Raw genomic sequence first — 17849 nt, 5'->3', positions numbered from 1 at the left:
TTTCAGAAAGCCTGGCCTATGCCAGCATAGATACCGAACGAATTACCACCATCATAACGCCTGAGCGGCACCGCGAAATCCAGCCGGATCGGCCCGAATGGCGTCGCGTAGCGCAATCCCACACCTGCTCCCGCACGAATATCAGAAAAATCGGGCACGATTTCGGTTGCAACCGTTCCGACGTCCACGAATGGTACGATTCCGATCTTCTCTGTCACTTTTACGCGGGTTTCGAAAGACGCCAAAACGTAGGATTTTCCGCCAAGCGCATCATCGTCGTCATTATAGGGCGAGATCTCCCGGTAGCTGTAACCGCGAACCGAGCCACCACCGCCCTGATAGAACCGTCGCGTGACGGGAATGTCCTGTAAATCGCCAGTGCCCAAGATGGTTCCGGCGCCGAGGCGGGCGGCAAAAACAACCCTGTCTTCCGCGCCTATTCCATAATAACCGGCGACCGAGCCCTCGAAGGACGAAAAGACATTACCTCTCAGAGCCTCGTAGCTCGGCTTGGCCGAGACCGTGCCGTAAAAACCTTCGGTCGGATCGAGCTTGTTGTCGCGGGTATCCCGCTCGAACGAGACGGGCAGGCTGAAGGTGAGATAGTCGTTGTGGCCGAAGACATCGTCGGCAAGGATATAGGCGATCTCGCCGCCACCGGTGACCTTATCCGTTGCGTTGAGTTCGTAGCTCAGGCCGGCGGAATAGGTGATCGACTGGGCTTCATAGATGTCGTCGGGGTTCTCGCTCTTGGCCTCCAGCTTGGAGACGAAGGTCGCTTCGGGCACGAAGGCACCCGGCTTGGTGAAGGTGATGCCGGCGGAATAATCGAAGGTGGTGACGTCGGTCGTTGCACCGATGCCGGAGACCGAACCCTCAAAGCGTAGCGATTCAGCCTCGCCGAACAGGTTGCGGTGCCCCCAATAACCCGAAACGCCGGCTCCGTCGGTGGAGGCATATTCGAGGCCGAAGCCGAAATAGCGGAACTTGCCTTCCGACACTTCGATAGCGAGCGGAAGAGAGCCATCCGGGGCCAGCGTATCGGCCTCGTGGATGGTGATGCTTGAAAACGTGCCGAGCTGGCGGAGCCGCTCCGATGCCTTTTTCAGTTGTTCGGGGGAGTAACGCTCGTTCCTGTCGAGGCGCGAGTAGCGCTTGATGAAATCCGCATCGACGGCACGGGCGCCTTTGACCGTCACCGTGCCGAACGGAGCAACCGGTCCGCCATAGGCGCCAAGCACGACGTTGACGGTATTGGTCGCATGATCGGCAGTCACCTGGCGCTGCAGCGGATGGGCGAGCGGGCGGCCTTCTTCCTTGAGGTCGAGCACGACTTTTTCGCCGGCCTTGAGGATCACCAGCGAACCGGCTTCTCCGCCCGGCTTCAGGTCGTAATCCGCCGGGTTCTTGCCGGCGGCATCACCTTCGAAGCGTATGGAGCCAAGCTTAAACACCGGACCCGGCTTGACACTGACGGTGACCGGTACGGGCCTGGAGTGATCGAATATGGGATTCGGCGCCAGCTGGTCGATATCCGTGCCGGCGATCGAAATCGTCACCACGCCGCCATAACGGGCTTCTTCGTAAAGCACGGCGACGAGCCGGTCTCTGTCTTCGCGTGCCTTGACGACGATGCCGAGATCACCGGAAACGGGCTGCTTTTCGTCGCTGATCAGAGATGAAGCCGTCTCAAGCCGGTCGGCGAGCTTGCTGTCGGAGCCGCCGCTTTCGAGCGTTGCCTCGTAGCGGACCGGATCGATCACCTCGACGGTTTCCTCGTCTCCGCCGAACAGCGTGATGCCGAAAATCTTGAAGGCATAAGCGTTGGTGGCCAGGGCCGGAGAGAGCGTCAGGGTGGCCGCCAGCAGGCAGGCCAAGCTATATCGCCGGCTGCTCCAGTCGCTCATCCTCCCCGCTTTTCTCTTTTTCATACGCAGACTTAGTTATCGGAGCCGTCGATCAAGACCCTCATGGTCGCTTGAAACCTCTGTACCCGCAAAATGCTCATGAGGGTACCCTTGATCGCCATCGCATGATGATTTGATGAAATAAAAGGCCCCGAAGCGGGCTTCGGGGCCACATGCCTGAAATAGCTGACTTTCTGTCAGCAATAACGGGTTAATAACGCCGGGGGCAATCGTCGATGTAACGTCGGCCATAGCGGTCGCGGTAATAGCATTGGCCGGGCTGTTCGGAAACGTTGCCGATCACCGCGCCGGATACGCCGCCGATGGCCGCACCGACAGCTGCGCCGCGGACATTGCCGGTCACCGCTCCGCCGATGATCGCACCCGAGGCTGCGCCGATGCCGGCGCCCTGTTCCGTTGCGGTACAGCCTGCCAGCGCTGCACCGAGCAGCACCAAAATTACAGCCTTCTTCATGGCTCTCTCCGGTTCATTGTGTCTGCCGGCGGCGGACCGTTGTCCGCCATTGCCGGATTTCCGCGGCCAAGAATAGGTCGCAGCGATCAGGAGTCCATATCGGGACCATGTTTTATTTCAGCGTTCCGGAATTTGGTCTGGGGCTGAACGGGAGTAAGGACAGCAAAGGACAATGTTTGTCCTGAAACTGCGCAGCGGATATCGAATGATGCCTTCGTGTCGTTTTTCCCATCCGGTTGACATGGGTCAATCTTCACATTTTGGCTATCGCTAAGATTTAGATTGGAATAATTCAAAAGATGGGCCTATTGCCGCAGGCAAGGTGAAGCCGCCTCTTCAGGGTTGACGACACGTCGCCCCAGGCAGACGAAGAAGCTGGCAAAAATCAAGAAGGCCCCTTACCGGGTTTTGGAGTTTAGCATGGATTTCGAGGCATTTTTCAAAAGCGAGCTGGACGGACTTCATCAGGAGGGCCGCTACCGTGTATTCGCCGATCTCGAAAGGCACCGTGGCGGTTTTCCGCGGGCGACACATCACACGCCTGACGGTCCCAAGGACGTCACGGTCTGGTGTTCCAACGACTATCTGGGCATGGGCCAGCACCCGGCCGTTCTGGCGGCGATGCATGAAGCCATCGACCACTGTGGCGCGGGTGCGGGAGGCACCCGGAATATTTCTGGAACCACCCATTACCACGTTCTGCTGGAGCGCGAGCTTGCAGACCTTCACGGCAAGCAATCCGCGCTCGTTTTCACCTCCGGCTATATTTCCAACTGGGCGACGCTAGGCACGCTCGGGCAGAAGATCCCCGGCCTGATCATCTTCTCCGACGCGTTGAACCACGCCTCGATGATCGAGGGCATCCGTTACGGCAAATGCGACCGGGTGATCTGGAAGCACAATGATCTCGAAGATCTGGAAGCCAAGCTGAAGGCCGCCGATCCGAACGCACCGAAGATGATCGCGTTTGAATCGGTCTATTCGATGGATGGCGATATCGCGCCGATCAAGGAGATCTGCGATCTTGCCGACAAATACGGTGCGATGACCTATCTCGATGAAGTCCATGCGGTCGGCATGTACGGCCCGCGCGGCGGCGGCATTGCCGAGCGCGAAGGCCTGATGGACCGGCTGACGATCATTGAAGGCACGCTCGGCAAGGCATTCGGCGTGATGGGCGGCTACATTGCCGGCTCGACGGCGATTTGCGATTTCATCCGCTCGTTTGCCTCCGGCTTCATCTTCACCACCGCCATTCCGCCGACGCTTGCCGCCGGTGCGATTGCCTCGATCCAGCATCTGAAGGTCAGCCAGTTCGAGCGCGCCCGTCATCAGGAGCGCGTCCGCAAGCTGCGCGGCATGCTCGACAGACATGGCATTCCGCATATGCCGAACCCGAGCCATATCGTGCCGGTCATGGTCGGCGATGCCTCCAAGTGCAAGTGGATCTCGGATATCCTGCTCGATACCTGCAATGTCTATGTGCAGCCGATCAACTATCCGACGGTGCCGCGCAAGACGGAGCGCCTGCGCATCACGCCGACGCCGCTGCATAGCGACGCCGATATCGAGCACCTGGTCGATTCGCTGCACCAGATGTGGTCGCGCTGCGCATTGGCGCGGAATGTGGCTTGATCTGCCAGGAGCCTACCCCCTCACCAACAAAATCTAGGACTTAGCCTTTGGCTAAGATCCTGATTTTGTAACCTCTCCCACAAGGGGAGAGGCAGGGCGCCGAGCTTGCCTCCCCGGCATCTCTCCCCCTTGTGGGAGAGAAAGCGATTTCAACATCTTAGCTTCAGCTAAGTGTTAGAAATCGCAAGTGAGGGGATTTTGCCTTGCCGGCTTGCCCCTAAGCCGCCATTTCCATCTTCACGATCGCATCCCGGGCGCGGCGCCGAGCCTCCGCGTCGGCAGCAAACACGTCGTCCATGCTGATCGCTGCGCCGTAGCCGGTCATGTCCTCCATTACCTGTTCGGCAATGTCGGCCATGTTCAGGAAACCGATGCGACCGTCGCAAAAGGCGTGGAAGGCGATTTCCTCGGCTGCATTCATCACGGCCCCCTGCACGCCGCCGCGCGCCATTGCTGTGCGGGCAAGCCTGAGCGCCGGGAAACGGGTCTCGTCTGGTGCTTCGAAATCGAGCCGTGCGAGCTTGGCGAAGTCCAGGCGTTCGACATCAAGCTTTGGCCGGTCGGGATAGGTGAGAGCATAACCGATCGCGGTGCGCATATCCGGGCAGCCGAGCTGCGCCAGAACCGAGCCGTCGCGGTAACCGACCATCGAATGAATGACCGATTGCGGGTGGACGATCACCTCGATCTGCTCCGGCGTGACACCGAAGAGATGTTTCGCCTCGATCATTTCCAGCGCCTTGTTGAACATCGAGGCGCTGCCGACGGAGATCTTCAGGCCCATCGACCAGTTTGGATGGGCGCGGGCGATATCGGCCGTGACACCGGCCATCTGTTCGCGGCTCCAGGTGCGGAACGGCCCGCCCGATGCCGTGAGGATGATACGTTCCACCGCATGCCGCTGATCGTCTTCGAGCGACTGGAAGATGGCGCTGTGCTCACTGTCGACGGGGATCAGCCTTCCACCGCCATCGGCGACCGCCTTGACGAAGAGGTCGCCGGCAGAAACCAGACATTCCTTGTTGGCAAGCGCGATATCGGCGCCGCGTGCCGCAGCGGCAAGCGTCGGGGCAAGGCCCGCCGTGCCGACGATGGCGGCCATGACCAGATCCGACGGGCGCTCTCCTGCCTCGACAAGGGCTGCACGACCGGCGGCGACTTCGATGCCGGTGCCGGAAAGCGCGTTCTTCAATTCCGCATATTGCTTGTCGTCGGCGGTGACGGCCAGCCGCGCGCCAAAGGTCTTCGCCTGTTCGGCCAAAAGGTCGATATTGCTGTTGCCGGTGATCGCCACCACATCGAAGGCTTCGTGTCCGCCGAGCTGGGCGACCACGTCGAGCGTGTTGACACCGATCGAACCGGTCGAGCCAAGAATGCTGATGCGGCGTCTTTCCATGTCTGCCATGCCGTATTCCACTTCTGCAATTGCCGCTGGTCTACCCGCGAACGCGCCGGGCCACAAGAGCGGGAGCAAACACGGCAGATGTGATCAAAGGCAGCTTGATCCGTTCGCCGATCGGAGCGAAATGAAGTGATGAACGAGATCAAAACTATTGAGACGACCTGCGTCATTGCCGGTGCCGGTCCGGCTGGACTGATGCTCGGTTTTCTGCTGGCGCGGGCAGGCGTCGACGTCACCGTGGTCGAAAAACACGGCGATTTCCTGCGGGATTTTCGCGGCGACACGATCCATCCGTCGACGCTCGAAGTGATCGACCAACTCGGGCTGATCGATGCTTTTCTGGCACTGCCGCATACGCGGGCGGAAAAACTGTCGGCCGAAATGGGCGGGCGGACGGTGACTATCGCCGACTTCTCGCGGCTTCCGGTGAAAAACCGTTTCATCGCCTTCATGCCGCAATGGGATTTTTTGAATTTCCTCGCGGACCGCGCACGGGCTTTCGCGAATTTCAGGCTGGTCATGCGGGCGGAGGTCGTCAGTCTTCTGGAGGATGGCGGCCGGATTACCGGGCTGACTGCGCGCACGCCGGATGGCGATATCGCCATCAAGGCCGATCTCGTCGTTGGCGCCGATGGACGCAATTCCATCATTCGCGACAGGGCCGGCCTTTCGGTCGAGAGCTTTGGTCAGCCGAGTGAGGTCGTCTGGATGAAGCTGTCGAAACAGCCGGGCGATCCGAACGAGGTGATGGGCCATGCCGGACCGCGACAGGGCCTCGTGCTGATCGACCGGGGCGATTACTGGCAATGCGGTTATGTGATCCGCCGGACGACTTTTGCGGAGATCAAAGAAAAAGGGATCGAGGCGTTTCGGACGATGGTGGCGGATGTCTCGCCGTTGCCGCGGCAACGGATGGACGAAATACGCTCCTTCGATGACACCAGCCTGCTGACTGTCAGGATCGACCGGCTGCGGCAATGGTGGAGGCCGGGGCTGATCTGCATCGGCGATGCGGCGCATGCGATGTCGCCGATCGGCGGTGTCGGGGTAAACCTTGCCATTCAGGATGCGGTGGCGGCGGCGAATATCCTGTCGTTGCCGCTTCGCAAAGGCGCACTTTCGGATGCGGATCTTTCGGCCGTCGAAAAGCGGCGCGGTTTTCCGACCCGCGCCACGCAGAAACTGCAATTGATGATGCGCAGTAGCCGCAAAAAGGACCAGTCCAAGGAGGCCAGGCGCAAGGGACCTCCGGCCTTCATTCGCGGCATTGCCCGTTGGCCGGTGCTTGCGCATCTGTCCGGGCGGCTGATCGGCCTCGGTTTCCGGATGGAACGGTTGCGAACGCCAAGCCCGTGATCGCGATATCCGTGCAGGCGTTATCGGTGGCGCCTGCACTGCAACCTTTGCGGTGTTTTCCCGTTTATCGGGAAGGATGGAGCCGAGGGTTGATCTTGCTGTTTGTTCGCCGCGTAATCGTTCTTCTGATTGTCGCTTCCGGCGGCGTGCTGTTTTCGCAGGCGCCGGAATTTGCGCAGCAATACCGGCAGCGTCTCGGTGGCGCGATCGACGAGTTGACGACGATCATCCAGACATTCGACGAGCAGGCAAACCATGCGGGCCTTGATCGCCAGGCCGCGTTGAACATCTATGCCGTCTCGTCCGAACGCTTCCTTCGGTCGCAAGGCAAAGCGATGCTCAAGGCGTTCAAGCGGTATGAGGCACTTTCCGATCAGCGTATGGACCTTGCCGCTGCCCCGGCCGTCCTGCGGCCGCTGGTGGTGCTCCAGCATGTCGATCAGGGGACCTTCTCCAATGCCTCACGGGATTTTGTGCCCGCCGTGCCGGTGAGTGTCGCCGGGATGATATGGGCGATGATCGGCGTGATCGTGGGTGCGATGACCGCCATCCTGGTGAATGGATTGCTGCGGGCGGCTGCGGTGTTCCATCGGCGCTCAAGCCGGCGGCCTTCATCCGACAGGTTGGCCCGGGCATCGACGCAACGCTTTTCCTGAGCGGGAAATCAACTGTTGATCGACGTCAAGGCGGAAGCCCCAGGGTGGCGCACACTCACCATGCAAGTGAACCTGCATGAAACGCGTGGGGCGGAGGAGGAATGGCCTACAGGATCGGCACCTTGCAGGCGCGGGACGTATTGCGGGCCTATGCGCTGATCGAGCGTGTCATGCCGGGGCTTGATCTCGAGCATTGGACAGCCTTGACGCAGACCGAGTCTGCCTGCCGTCAGTGGTTCGTCGTCAAGGATGGCGAGGGGTATATTCGCGGTATATGCCATGTCGCCGTTCGGGGCGAGGGTGACTTTCGGCGTCAGGTCGAAGTGCCGCTGATGGCCTGCGTCAGCATCAGGGACGACGAGGAGGTGCGAGGATTGCTTTTCTCGGCGGTCAGACGGTTCGCGATGAAGGAAGGGTGCCAGACAATCCATATCTGGACCGCCATGCCGCCGAGCTGGCCGGTGCTGCTGGATTATGTCGAGCATGGCCCACGGGACCATGGCCTCGTTTTTGCTGCCGACAGCGCCGTGCCGTTCGATCAGTCGATCCTGCCGGTAAAGATGTAACCTACGCCACGGATAGCCTTGATGAATTGAGGATGTTTGGCGTCGGCCTCGATCTTGCGTCGCAGCCTCACGATCTGGGCGTCGATCGTCCGGTCGAAGGCTTCCAGATGGCGGCCACGTGTCAGGTCCATCAGGAAATCGCGGGTGAGGACTCTGCCGGCATGGTGAAGGAAGGCGGCGAGCATATCGAATTCGCCGGTCGTCAGCTCCACTTCGGCGCCTTCCGGATCGATCAGCTGGCGCCGCGACAGGTTCAGCGACCAGCCTTCGAAGCGGATGATCTGGTCGGCTTCCTGCACGGGTTTTGCCGTAACCGGCTGGCGGCGCCTGAGGATGGATTTCAGCCGGGCGTGGACTTCCCGCAGGTGGAAGGGCTTGGCGATATAATCGTCGGCGCCGATCTCGATGCCGACGATACGGTCGACGACGTCGTCGCGTCCGGTCAGCATCATGATCGGAACGTCCGATGTCGCGCGGATATCACGGGCGAGGTCGAGACCGTCGCGGCCGCCGGGCAGCGAGAGGTCGAGAAGGATCGCATCGACGCTGTTCAGCCGCATGGCAACGTTCATCTCGACGCCATCGGCGACCGTGGTCACGCGATATCCTTCGCCCTCGAAATAACGGGCGAGCATCTGGCGGATACGAGGATCGTCATCGACGACAAGGATATGTGTCGCATGGGCGGGATCAATGGACATCTGGCTGGAAACTCATATCTTCCGTGTTGAAATGGCGGCTGCGTGTTTCGCCTCGTATCCCATCCGGATTACCTCGCCCATTCCGCCGCAAACATGAATTGTCAGCCGCAAACGAGCCGGGCTGTTACAAACTGTTACCAAATCGAACCGTCTTTTACGTCGGTAGCATTCGCGTGTTACTGCAATCACGTCAACTACCCCCATCAAACGACGGGGGTCTGAACATGTTTCTCACCAGCTATAATCGCGAACGCAGCACTGCAAATCTTCTCCAGCAAGCCGAACCTGAAACGCTGAGCGGCCTGTTCTCGCGCCAGCCCGTCGAGTTTCTGCAGCCGGGCCAGTCGCTGTTCTTCGAAGGCGACGAAGCAAAACATGTCTTTGAAGTGGCCGAGGGTGCACTTAGAATTTTCCGGATCATTTCGGACGGCCGCCGGGTCATCACCGGCTTCGTATTCGAAGGTGATCTTCTCGGTGTCTCGCTGAAGGGCAACTACCTCTACAGCGCCGAGGCGATCGTCGGAACAAAGATCCGACGCCTGACCAGGCGCAATTTCGAGGCTGCCGTGCAGGAAAGCGAGGAACTGCGTCCGCAGCTTTTCGAGCGCGTCTGCGACGAGATGGCCGCTGCCCAGGACCAGATGGTGCTGCTGTCGTGCAAGAGCGCGGAGGAACGGCTCTGCACATTCCTTCTCAAGCACCTGCGTCGGGCAGCAGCCAAGAGCGGCGTGCAGTCTATGGTGCAGCTGCCGATGACCCGTCAGGACATGGCCGACTATCTGGGGCTCACCATTGAGACGGTGTCGCGCACCATCACCAAGCTGACCACCAAGGGCGTGCTCGGTTGCGTCGGCCGCCATTCGGTCAAGATTATCAAGCCGATGCTGCTTGCACAATTGGCCGGAGACGACGATGAATATGGCTGGGGGGACCAGATGGGGCTGGCCGACGATCGGCGCCACCATTAACCGCTGCCAGGAAGTTTGATGCCGGATAGATTACGAAATACGCTCGCGACCCAGGCTGAACTGGATGTGGTTCTTCATCTGCTGGACGATGCCAATGTCATCGTCCACGGCGGTGATGGTATCATCCTCCAATGGAGTGCAGGTTGCGAGGCGCTTTATGGCTGGTCGCGCGAGGAGGCGGTCGGCCAGAAGGTGCACCAGCTGTTGCAGACGCGTTTTCCCATTCCGCTGGATGATATCCGGCGGCAGATGGCGCAGCGCAATTCCTGGCAGGGAGAAGTCGAACATCGCACGCGCGAGGGCCAGCAGGTTTTCGTCGCGGCACGTTGGGTGGCCGTCGCCATGTCGGTCGATCAGCAGTCCATCATCATCCAGACCAACAATGATGTGACCGAGATGAAACGGGTACAGAACGATCTGGCGGAACGGGAGGCGCATTTGCGCTCGATCCTCGATACCGTGCCCGAGTCGACCATCGTCATCGATGATCGCGGTTTCATCATCTCCTTCAGTGCGGCTGCCGAGCGTCTGTTCGGCTACACTGCGGCCGAGGTCTGTGGCAACAATGTCAGGATGCTGATGCCCAATCCCGACCGCGATGCCCATGACGGGTATCTTTCCAACTATATGGAAACCGGAGAGCGGCGGATCATCGGGTATGGCCGCGTCGTGACCGGGCTTCGCAAGGATGGCACGAGTTTTCCGATGGAACTGGCCGTCGGAGAGGCGCGCACCGGCGGAAAACGCATCTTCACTGGTTTCATCCGCGACCTGACGAGCCGCCACAAGATCGAGGAGGAGCTTCGCCAATCGCAGAAGATGGAGGCGATCGGTCAGCTGACCGGCGGGCTGGCGCATGACTTCAACAATCTCCTGACCGTGATCAGCGGCAATCTGGAGATGATGGAATACAAGCTCGACGACCCCAATCTGCGGGTGCTTTTGCAGGAAGCGCAGGCGGCGGCCGATGACGGTGCCAAGCTGACGGGCCAGCTTCTGGCCTTTGGACGGCGGCAACCGCTGAACAACAAGCTCGTCGATGTCGGGCAACTGGTGTCGAGTTTCTCCGACCTGATGCGGCGCACGCTCGGTGAGGCGATCGAATTCAGGACCGTCATCGCGGGGGCGCCGAACGAAGCCCTGGTCGATGCCTCGCAGCTGCAGAACGCCGTCCTCAATCTTGTCATCAATGCGCGGGATGCGATGCCGCGCGGCGGCAAGCTGACGCTTGAGATCTCGCGCATAAAGCTCGATGTCGATTATGCGCAGATGTATTCCAACATGCGGACCGGCGAATTCATTCTTGTCGCGGTTACCGATACGGGCAGCGGCATGACGCCGGAGGTGAAGGAAAAGGCGTTCGAGCCGTTCTTCACGACCAAGGGCGTCAGTTCCGGAACCGGTCTGGGACTGAGCATGGTCTATGGTTTCGTCAAGCAGTCCGGCGGCAATATCCAGCTTTACAGCGAGCCGGGGCAGGGGACGTCCGTCAGGATGTTCCTGCCTGCCGCCAAACGAAAGATCGACCGCACCAATGCCGGCAGCGTTGATGGTCAGGCGCAGAGCCCGCTGCCGGGCGGGCATGAGAAAATCCTGGTTGTCGAGGATGATCCGCGCGTTCGCCGGGTGACCGTGTCGCGTCTGACAAGCTTCGGCTACGAGGTCATCGAAGCGGAGAACGGCAGCGAAGCGCTGTCCCAGCTTGACCGCCACAATGACATTGCACTGCTGTTTACCGATGTCGTCATGCCGGGAGGCCTGACCGGCGACGAGCTGGCGAACCGGGTGCGTTCCGAACGGCCGCATATCCCGGTCCTGTTCACCTCCGGTTATGCCGAGCCGGCGATTGCCGGACGCGAGCTGGCGCTTTCCGGCAGCTGGCTCAAAAAGCCCTATACCGCCCGTGAACTTGCGCTGCGGGTGCGCGAGCTTCTGGACTGACCATCTTTGCGTATGCGTCCACGACCGGGTCGATCGTAGCCGGTTTTTCATCGTGGCTGCGGCCGCGGCGAAGGATTGAGGCGATTTTCCGACGCTTGTCGGCGAAACCGCGATCACCCGGAACAGTGCTGTGGATACCTGCTTCGGTTGTGCAAAACTGGGACAAATTAACCAACCGTTAAGCTGCCGCGCACAAGGTCGTGCCCATGACTATGTAGTTTGGAGTTGGTCATGCGCATCAGCGGCGGCGTCGTGCTTCTTGTTATTCCGATTATCGCGATACTGCTTTTCGGCGTATCGGTATCCTGGGATCGTCTGCAATCGGTCGATCCGACCTTCACGAGCTCGATCAAACATCCATCGCAACCGCCCGTGTTGCCGTGAGGCCTTGCGGGTGGCTGATCGTTTAAATAGCGATGGGTTGGGAACGCGGGTTGCTCGAAGCGCCTGCGAAGAGTGGTGATCCCAGATGGATTCGAACCATCGGCCTCAGGATTAGGAATCCTGCGCTCTATCCTGCTGAGCTATGGGACCACTTGTCGCCAATCCATACAAAAGCCGCCTGGATTAGCCAAGCGTTTTTCTGGAGCATGTGCTGCGAAAATGGCCACCGGTTTCGCCGGACATGCGGATAACATGGAGCCGGGGCGCGGCGCATAAATCCGAAGGATCGCGCCACGCCCTGGGGCTTGTTACTCCGACAGTCGTTTTTCTGCGAGCTTCACCCAGTAGGAGATGCCGTAGGCGATCGCTTCGTCGTCGAAGTCGTAATGCGGATTGTGGAGTGGTGCCGTGTCTCCGTTGCCGATGAAAATGAAGGCTCCGGGGCGTTTCTTCAGCATGTAGGAAAAGTCCTCGCCGGCCATGCTCGGGTCGACATTCGCATCGACATTGGCGTGACCGACGATCTCCCGGGCGACGCCGATCGCATGGTCGGTTTCTTCGTCGTGATTGGTGACAACCGGGCAGTTGCGCTCGTAGTCGATCCTGGCCTCGGCGCCATGGGCGCCGACAATACCGTCGACGATCTGGCGAATACGGGTTTCGGCCAGATCGCGGGTATCCTCGCTCAGGGTTCTGACCGTCCCCATCAGACGCGCCTGATCGGGAATGATGTTATGCGTCGTGCCGGCGTCGAAGCGGGTCACGGAAATTACCACCGACTGGATCGGGTCGGCATTGCGCGCGGCGATCGCCTGCAGGCTGCCGACCAGCTGCGAGCCGATGAAGATCGGATCAATCGTCTTGTGCGGCTGGGCGGCATGACCGCCGCGACCCTTGATGGTGATGGTGAAACGGTCGGGGGCTGCCATGATGCCGCCCTTGCGGATGGCGAACTGGCCAAGCGGGATGCCCGGCATGTTGTGCATGCCGTAGACCTCGTCGATGCCAAACCGCTCCATCATGCCGTCCTCGACCATGGCAAGCGCACCGGCGCCGCCTTCTTCCGCGGGCTGGAAGATGACTGCCACGGCGCCGTTGAAGTTGCGGGTCTCAGAGAGATATTTGGCGGCCCCCAGCAGCATCGACGTGTGGCCATCGTGGCCGCAGGCATGCATGGCGCCGGTTGTCTTGGAGGCATAATCCTTCCCGGTGACTTCGGTCAGCGGCAGCGCATCCATGTCGGCGCGCATGCCGATCGTGCGGGTATTCGATCCCGCATCGGCTCCTTTGCCGCGAATGATGCCGACCACGCCGGTGCGGCCGATACCGGTCACGACTTCGTCGACGCCGAATTCACGCAGCTTTTCCGCAACGAAGGCCGCTGTGTCATGAACCTCATAAAGAATTTCGGGATGCTGGTGGATAAATCGTCGCCAGCCGGTCACTTCGCCCTGAAGCTCGGCTGCGCGGTTCAATATGGGCATTCGTGTCTCTTTCCTAAACGTCAACTTCACGTGCTTACATATCCCCTCCGCCAGGGATAGTGCCTCCGGTGATTGACGTAATCAATCTTCTTTGCCATTGCTTGGTCACATAGGCCAACTAATGGCCCCACTCGTTAACATATGGACGAGGACTATCTTGCCGCACCCGACTTTCCGCCACCGCGCCGCCAGACGGCTAACCTGCCTCGTCAGTGCGCTCGGGCTTCTTGCGTCCGCCAATGCCGCTTTGGCCAATCCGCGGATGATCATCGATGCCAATACGGGGCGGGTGATCGCCCATCAGGACGCGTTCAGGAAGTGGTATCCGGCTTCGCTGACCAAGCTGATGACCGCCTACGTGACTTTTCGGGCGCTGAAAAGCGGGCGCATGTCGCTCACCAGCACGGTGACGATGAGCAAGAAGGCGACGGACCAGCCGGCCAGCAAGATGTATTTCAAGCCGGGCTCAAAGCTGACGCTCGACGATGCCTTGAAGATCATGCTGGTGAAATCCGCCAATGACATGGCCTGGGCCGTGGCGGAGAATGTCGGGGGTTCCTCGGACCAGTTCGTGGCGATGATGAACGGCGAGGCGCAGCGCCTCGGCATGTCATCGACGCATTTCATCAATCCGAACGGGCTGCCGGGCAAAGGCCAGTATACGACGGCCCGCGACCTTGCCATCCTGACGCTGCAGATCAAGCGGGAATTCCCGCAATATGCCGGTTACTTCAACATCGAAGGCATCGATACCGGCAAAAAGCAGTATCCGAATTTCAACACGCTGATCGGCCGTTTCGATGGCGCCGACGGCATGAAGACCGGGTTCATCTGCGCGTCCGGTTTCAACCAGATCGCCTCGGCGACACGAAACGGGCGGACGATCATCTCGGTCGTTCTCGGTGCAGACAGTCTTGCCGGCCGGGCAGACGATTCGGCCAATCTGCTGCAGCAAGGCCTGACGGCTTCGGGCAGCCAGGGTGTGCCGCTCGGTTCGCTGGCGGCTTATGGCGACACAGCCGCGGTCAATGATCTGAGCGCCGATATCTGCAATCCGAAGGCCGCCCAGGTGCGCAGCGAGACGCGCGACGATTCCGGCCGCACGATCATGCATTCGCCCTATATCCACGAAATGGATCATCCGCCGCAATATGTGCTGGCCGGCCTGATCCCCGGCAGCGAACCGGTCGATACCAAGATCGGCGAAAAGAGCTACGCGAATATCCCGATCCCGGTGCCGCGCCCCACGTTCTGATCGGCGACATTCTGATCGCCAATTTCTGAGTGGCCGCGTTCTGATTGGCCATATTCTGATTGGATTGAAACATGGCCTATGGTCAGGACCGGATTCCGGTCTCCATCATCACCGGTTTTCTCGGTGCCGGAAAATCGACGCTGCTCAACCGCATGCTGCAAGATCCGGCGGCGCGTGACATCGCGGTGATCATCAACGAATTCGGTGAGGTCGGCATCGACAACCTGCTTGTCGAAGCCTCGGGCGATTCGATGATCGAGTTGTCGAACGGCTGCCTGTGCTGCACCGTGCGCGGCGAACTGGTCGATACGCTGGCCTCGATGATGGACGCGATCCAGACGGGGCGCGCCAAGCGGGTGACGCGGGTCGTAATCGAGACGACGGGACTTGCCGATCCGGCGCCGGTGATGCAGTCGGTCATGGGCAATCCGGTCATTGCACAGAATTTCGAGCTCGAAGGCGTGGTGACCGTCGTCGATGCGGTCAACGGGCTTGCAACGCTCGACGCGCATCCGGAGGCGGTGAAACAGGTTGCCGTCGCCGACCGGCTTGTGCTGTCGAAGCAGACGCTTGCCGAGGCGGATGGACTTTCCCGATTAAGGGCAAGGCTTGTAGCGCTCAATCCGCGAGCTCCGGTGATCGATGGCGATGACGCTGCGGTCGGCAGCCTGGGGATCCTCGCCAACGGGCTTTATGATCCGGCGACGAAGATCGCCGATGTGGATCGCTGGCTGCGCGACGAGATCGCCGCCGATCATCACCACGAGCATGACCATGAAGGCCACGGCCACCATCACGACCATGGTCATCACCATCACCACGCTCATGACGACCATCATGGCCACCATCAGCACGGCCATGCACATGGACATCATCATCATGACGTGAACCGTCACGGCGACGACATCCGCTCATTTTCGATCATCCACGACAGGCCGATCGATCCGATGGCTATCGACATGTTCATCGACCTTTTGCGCTCGGCGCATGGCGAGAAGCTGCTCAGGATGAAGGCCGTGGTGAAGTTATCCGACAATCCGGAGCGTCCGCTGGTCCTGCATGGGGTTCAGACGATCTTCCATCCGCCGCAGCGCCTGCCGCATTGGCCGCAAGGGTCCGATCAGAAGACCAGGATGGTGCTGATCACCAAGGGGCTGTCGGAAGAATTCGTCGCCGATCTGTTTGCCGCATTTACCGGCGAGCCACGGCTCGATCGGCCGGACCGGGCGGCGCTGGAAGACAATCCGCTGGCAGTACCGGGGTTCCGACGCTGATTTTTTGTGCCGGCTTTCCAGAGCAGTTCCGCTTTTCGTCGAAAGGCGGCAGTGCTCGACTTTCCTGATTTGACGTAGTTCCGGCCGCAAGACTGCTGCGCAATTTTGCCGGAACTGATCGCGATCGCGGCTTGCGGCTTCAAGCGTCGACTGACACGCCCTTGCGGATGACGAAGCGGTGGCCTGTGGTGGTCTTTTCCGCGCTGACCACCTGATGGCCTTCCTGATTGCAGAAATGCGGAATATCGATGCCGGCCAAGGGATCGCTGGTTTCGATGATCAGGCAATCACCGATCGACAGGGTTTTCAACCGACGGCGGGTCTTGAGGACCGGCAGGGGACATTTCAGGCCTCTCAGATCGTAGAGGCCTGCATCCTGCAAGGTCACTCCTTGCCCCAGAATTTCCAGAAAGGCTTCCTGGCGTCGCTGACCGGCGTCTCCGGCGCCGAATAGGCGAGTGGGTTCAGCGGGTTCTGTTCGGGAACCGGTACGGCTGCAATCTTGCCTTCGGCAGTCTGGATCGTCGGCACCGCGGTGTTGGTGGTCGTTGATGCCAGAGCCGTCGATGCAGGCGCGATCGAGCCCGTCGATGCGGGCAGGCGCCCCTGCTTCATCCGTTCGGCGACGGTTGCCGGCTGCGGGGCTGCGGACAGCGATGCAAGCTGGGTCGTTGCGGGCTTCGGCTGGCCGGCGGCCATCCGTTTCTGCATCATGTCCTGGAATTCCGACTGGCTCATCAGCTTGCCGGCCTCGAGCGAGGTGCCTGTCGGCGCGTAGGCGAGTTCGCGGCCCTTGCGCTTTTCAGACACGACAGCTTTGCGTTCGGCCTCGCTCGGCTCGTACCAGACCTTGCCGTCCAGCTTGTCGACGGCCTTCTCATAGGCGAGGTCGTAAGTCTTGTCGTAGGTTGACAGAGCCGAAGCCATGGCTGGCGGCGTCGACATCGAAGGGCAGGCGCCGGCAGCGTTGAGCGGGCCCTTGGCTTCCTGGTTGAAGACGTATTTCTTGTCGCAGACCGCAACATCCGGCGGACGCTTGCTGACTTCGAAATTGTCGTAACCGACCTTGATCATCTTCCAGAAGCTGTAATTCTCACTGTCGCGATGACGGGCCATGTTGTCGGCCGTCATGCGGAAAGGCAGCGCCTGAAGCTGAACCGAGGTCTGGCCGCCCTTGAAGGCGTCGCGTGCGAAGGCATAGATCTCGAGGATCTGCTCATCGGTCATCGAATAACAACCCGACGACGAACAGGCGCCGTGGATCATCAGGTTGGTGCCGTTGCGGCCATTGGCGGCATCGTAGCGGTTGGGAAAACCGGTATTGATCGCCAGGTAATATTTGGAATTCGGGTTCAGGTGCGCCGGCGTCAGGCTGTAGAAACCTTCCGGTGCCTGGCGGTCACCTTCCTTCACCTTCGGTCCGAGCTTTCCGGACCAGGCGCAGATATCGTAGCTCTTGATGATATCGAAACGGTTGTCGGCCTTCGCCTTCCAGATCTCCAGCTTGCCCTCTTCCTTGAGGATGCGGATCATGATCGGCGACGTGCGCGGCATGTTCTTCGCCTGCATGTCGGCGATGACCTTCGCAGGCAACGGCTGCTCCACCTTGTTCTTGACCGTGGAGAGGTCAATACTCGATGAATCAAGCGTATCGTTGCAGCCGGTGAGGGCTGTTGCGACCAGGAGAGCGAGGGCGATGTGCTTCAAACGCATCGGAACGGACCACATGTCTAGTTCGGCTTCAAACCGGGGCAGAGGCGTGCAATAATAATACGGTAAGCTTTACATTTTCTTAACCGCTCAAAATCGCTTGTCCAGCAAAACCTCCGTACCCCCACTGTTATG

The 17849-nt window shown here is 60.1% G+C and carries 16 protein-coding genes and 1 tRNA gene; 9 read left to right on the top strand and 8 right to left on the bottom strand.

Annotated elements, in window-relative coordinates; all coding sequences use genetic code 11:
* Positions 1–2: 2 nt before the first annotated feature.
* Positions 3–1931, bottom strand: a complete 1929-nt coding sequence (locus AC2GXZ_RS23880; protein ID WP_483761712.1) for an autotransporter assembly complex protein TamA — start codon at positions 1929–1931, stop codon at positions 3–5.
* Positions 1932–2118: 187 nt separating this feature from the next.
* Positions 2119–2382, bottom strand: coding sequence for a glycine zipper domain-containing protein (locus AC2GXZ_RS23875; protein WP_483761711.1), 264 nt, complete (start codon positions 2380–2382; stop codon positions 2119–2121).
* A gap of 420 nt (positions 2383–2802) precedes the next feature.
* On the opposite strand from AC2GXZ_RS23875, the gene hemA reads away from it, so the two are divergent.
* Positions 2803–4017, top strand: coding sequence for a 5-aminolevulinate synthase (hemA, locus tag AC2GXZ_RS23870; RefSeq protein ID WP_483761710.1), 1215 nt, complete (start codon positions 2803–2805; stop codon positions 4015–4017).
* 217 nt (positions 4018–4234) lie between these two features.
* Here the strand turns inward: hemA and dxr are convergent, their stop codons facing one another.
* Positions 4235–5422, bottom strand: coding sequence for a 1-deoxy-D-xylulose-5-phosphate reductoisomerase (gene dxr, locus AC2GXZ_RS23865; RefSeq protein ID WP_483761709.1), 1188 nt, complete (start codon positions 5420–5422; stop codon positions 4235–4237).
* A 129-nt stretch (positions 5423–5551) separates the two neighbouring features.
* Between dxr and AC2GXZ_RS23860 the strand changes: the two genes are divergently transcribed.
* From AC2GXZ_RS23860 to AC2GXZ_RS23850, 3 genes are all read left to right on the top strand, one after another.
* Complete coding sequence (locus AC2GXZ_RS23860; RefSeq protein ID WP_483761708.1) at positions 5552–6775, top strand: FAD-dependent oxidoreductase; 1224 nt, start codon at positions 5552–5554, stop codon at positions 6773–6775.
* Between the two features lie 89 nt (positions 6776–6864).
* On the top strand, positions 6865–7431 hold the full coding sequence (locus AC2GXZ_RS23855) for a DUF2937 family protein (RefSeq protein WP_483761707.1): 567 nt from the start codon (positions 6865–6867) through the stop codon (positions 7429–7431).
* A 101-nt stretch (positions 7432–7532) separates the two neighbouring features.
* Complete coding sequence (locus AC2GXZ_RS23850) at positions 7533–7997, top strand: hypothetical protein (protein ID WP_483761706.1); 465 nt, start codon at positions 7533–7535, stop codon at positions 7995–7997.
* Here AC2GXZ_RS23850 and AC2GXZ_RS23845 read toward each other — a convergent pair.
* A complete protein-coding gene (locus AC2GXZ_RS23845) occupies positions 7970–8698 on the bottom strand; it encodes a response regulator (RefSeq protein ID WP_483761705.1) in 729 nt (242 codons plus the stop codon). The genes AC2GXZ_RS23850 and AC2GXZ_RS23845 overlap by 28 nt on opposite strands.
* Positions 8699–8922: 224 nt before the next feature.
* Between AC2GXZ_RS23845 and AC2GXZ_RS23840 the strand changes: the two genes are divergently transcribed.
* The 3 genes from AC2GXZ_RS23840 to AC2GXZ_RS23830 all read left to right on the top strand — a co-directional run bounded on the left by AC2GXZ_RS23840 (position 8923) and on the right by AC2GXZ_RS23830 (position 11991).
* Positions 8923–9666: a helix-turn-helix domain-containing protein gene (locus AC2GXZ_RS23840; protein ID WP_483761704.1), complete on the top strand. Its 744-nt coding sequence runs from the start codon at positions 8923–8925 to the stop codon at positions 9664–9666.
* 18 nt (positions 9667–9684) lie between these two features.
* Positions 9685–11607, top strand: coding sequence for a hybrid sensor histidine kinase/response regulator (locus AC2GXZ_RS23835; RefSeq protein WP_483761703.1), 1923 nt, complete (start codon positions 9685–9687; stop codon positions 11605–11607).
* 231 nt (positions 11608–11838) lie between these two features.
* On the top strand, positions 11839–11991 hold the full coding sequence (locus tag AC2GXZ_RS23830; protein ID WP_483761702.1) for a hypothetical protein: 153 nt from the start codon (positions 11839–11841) through the stop codon (positions 11989–11991).
* Between the two features lie 73 nt (positions 11992–12064).
* Here AC2GXZ_RS23830 and AC2GXZ_RS23825 read toward each other — a convergent pair.
* Together AC2GXZ_RS23825 and AC2GXZ_RS23820 are read right to left on the bottom strand one after the other, a co-directional pair.
* Positions 12065–12141, bottom strand: a tRNA-Arg gene (locus AC2GXZ_RS23825).
* A 158-nt stretch (positions 12142–12299) separates the two neighbouring features.
* On the bottom strand, positions 12300–13475 hold the full coding sequence (locus AC2GXZ_RS23820) for a M20 aminoacylase family protein (RefSeq protein WP_483761701.1): 1176 nt from the start codon (positions 13473–13475) through the stop codon (positions 12300–12302).
* 157 nt (positions 13476–13632) lie between these two features.
* On the opposite strand from AC2GXZ_RS23820, the gene AC2GXZ_RS23815 reads away from it, so the two are divergent.
* Entirely contained in the window at positions 13633–14730 is a 1098-nt protein-coding gene (locus AC2GXZ_RS23815) for a D-alanyl-D-alanine carboxypeptidase family protein (RefSeq protein ID WP_483761700.1), read from the top strand.
* Between the two features lie 71 nt (positions 14731–14801).
* Positions 14802–16004: a CobW family GTP-binding protein gene (locus AC2GXZ_RS23810; RefSeq protein WP_483761699.1), complete on the top strand. Its 1203-nt coding sequence runs from the start codon at positions 14802–14804 to the stop codon at positions 16002–16004.
* Between the two features lie 139 nt (positions 16005–16143).
* Here AC2GXZ_RS23810 and AC2GXZ_RS23805 read toward each other — a convergent pair whose 3' ends face one another.
* Both AC2GXZ_RS23805 and AC2GXZ_RS23800 read right to left on the bottom strand, forming a co-directional pair.
* Entirely contained in the window at positions 16144–16386 is a 243-nt protein-coding gene (locus tag AC2GXZ_RS23805) for a sulfurtransferase TusA family protein (RefSeq protein ID WP_483761698.1), read from the bottom strand.
* Between the two features lie 2 nt (positions 16387–16388).
* A complete protein-coding gene (locus AC2GXZ_RS23800; protein WP_483761697.1) occupies positions 16389–17717 on the bottom strand; it encodes a L,D-transpeptidase family protein in 1329 nt (442 codons plus the stop codon).
* Positions 17718–17849 lie beyond the last annotated feature (132 nt).

Source organism: Aliirhizobium sp. YIM B11859, from assembly GCF_057163345.1.
The sequence above is the reverse complement of the archived record's forward strand: the minus strand, read 5'-3'. Positions and strand labels throughout refer to the sequence as shown.

What these genes read in the sequence shown, in the direction of transcription:
- AC2GXZ_RS23835 (WP_483761703.1), top strand. Translation starts at nt 9,685, where the DNA reads ATGCCGGATAGATTACGAAATACGCTCGCGACCCAGGCTGAACTGGAT.
- AC2GXZ_RS23820 (WP_483761701.1), bottom strand. Translation starts at nt 13,475, where the DNA reads ATGCCCATATTGAACCGCGCAGCCGAGCTTCAGGGCGAAGTGACCGGC.
- AC2GXZ_RS23850 (WP_483761706.1), top strand. Translation starts at nt 7,533, where the DNA reads ATGGCCTACAGGATCGGCACCTTGCAGGCGCGGGACGTATTGCGGGCC.
- hemA (WP_483761710.1), top strand. Translation starts at nt 2,803, where the DNA reads ATGGATTTCGAGGCATTTTTCAAAAGCGAGCTGGACGGACTTCATCAG.
- AC2GXZ_RS23875 (WP_483761711.1), bottom strand. Translation starts at nt 2,382, where the DNA reads ATGAAGAAGGCTGTAATTTTGGTGCTGCTCGGTGCAGCGCTGGCAGGC.
- dxr (WP_483761709.1), bottom strand. Translation starts at nt 5,422, where the DNA reads ATGGCAGACATGGAAAGACGCCGCATCAGCATTCTTGGCTCGACCGGT.
- AC2GXZ_RS23845 (WP_483761705.1), bottom strand. Translation starts at nt 8,698, where the DNA reads ATGTCCATTGATCCCGCCCATGCGACACATATCCTTGTCGTCGATGAC.
- AC2GXZ_RS23830 (WP_483761702.1), top strand. Translation starts at nt 11,839, where the DNA reads ATGCGCATCAGCGGCGGCGTCGTGCTTCTTGTTATTCCGATTATCGCG.
- AC2GXZ_RS23800 (WP_483761697.1), bottom strand. Translation starts at nt 17,717, where the DNA reads ATGCGTTTGAAGCACATCGCCCTCGCTCTCCTGGTCGCAACAGCCCTC.
- AC2GXZ_RS23840 (WP_483761704.1), top strand. Translation starts at nt 8,923, where the DNA reads ATGTTTCTCACCAGCTATAATCGCGAACGCAGCACTGCAAATCTTCTC.
- AC2GXZ_RS23860 (WP_483761708.1), top strand. Translation starts at nt 5,552, where the DNA reads ATGAACGAGATCAAAACTATTGAGACGACCTGCGTCATTGCCGGTGCC.
- AC2GXZ_RS23880 (WP_483761712.1), bottom strand. Translation starts at nt 1,931, where the DNA reads ATGAAAAAGAGAAAAGCGGGGAGGATGAGCGACTGGAGCAGCCGGCGA.
- AC2GXZ_RS23810 (WP_483761699.1), top strand. Translation starts at nt 14,802, where the DNA reads ATGGCCTATGGTCAGGACCGGATTCCGGTCTCCATCATCACCGGTTTT.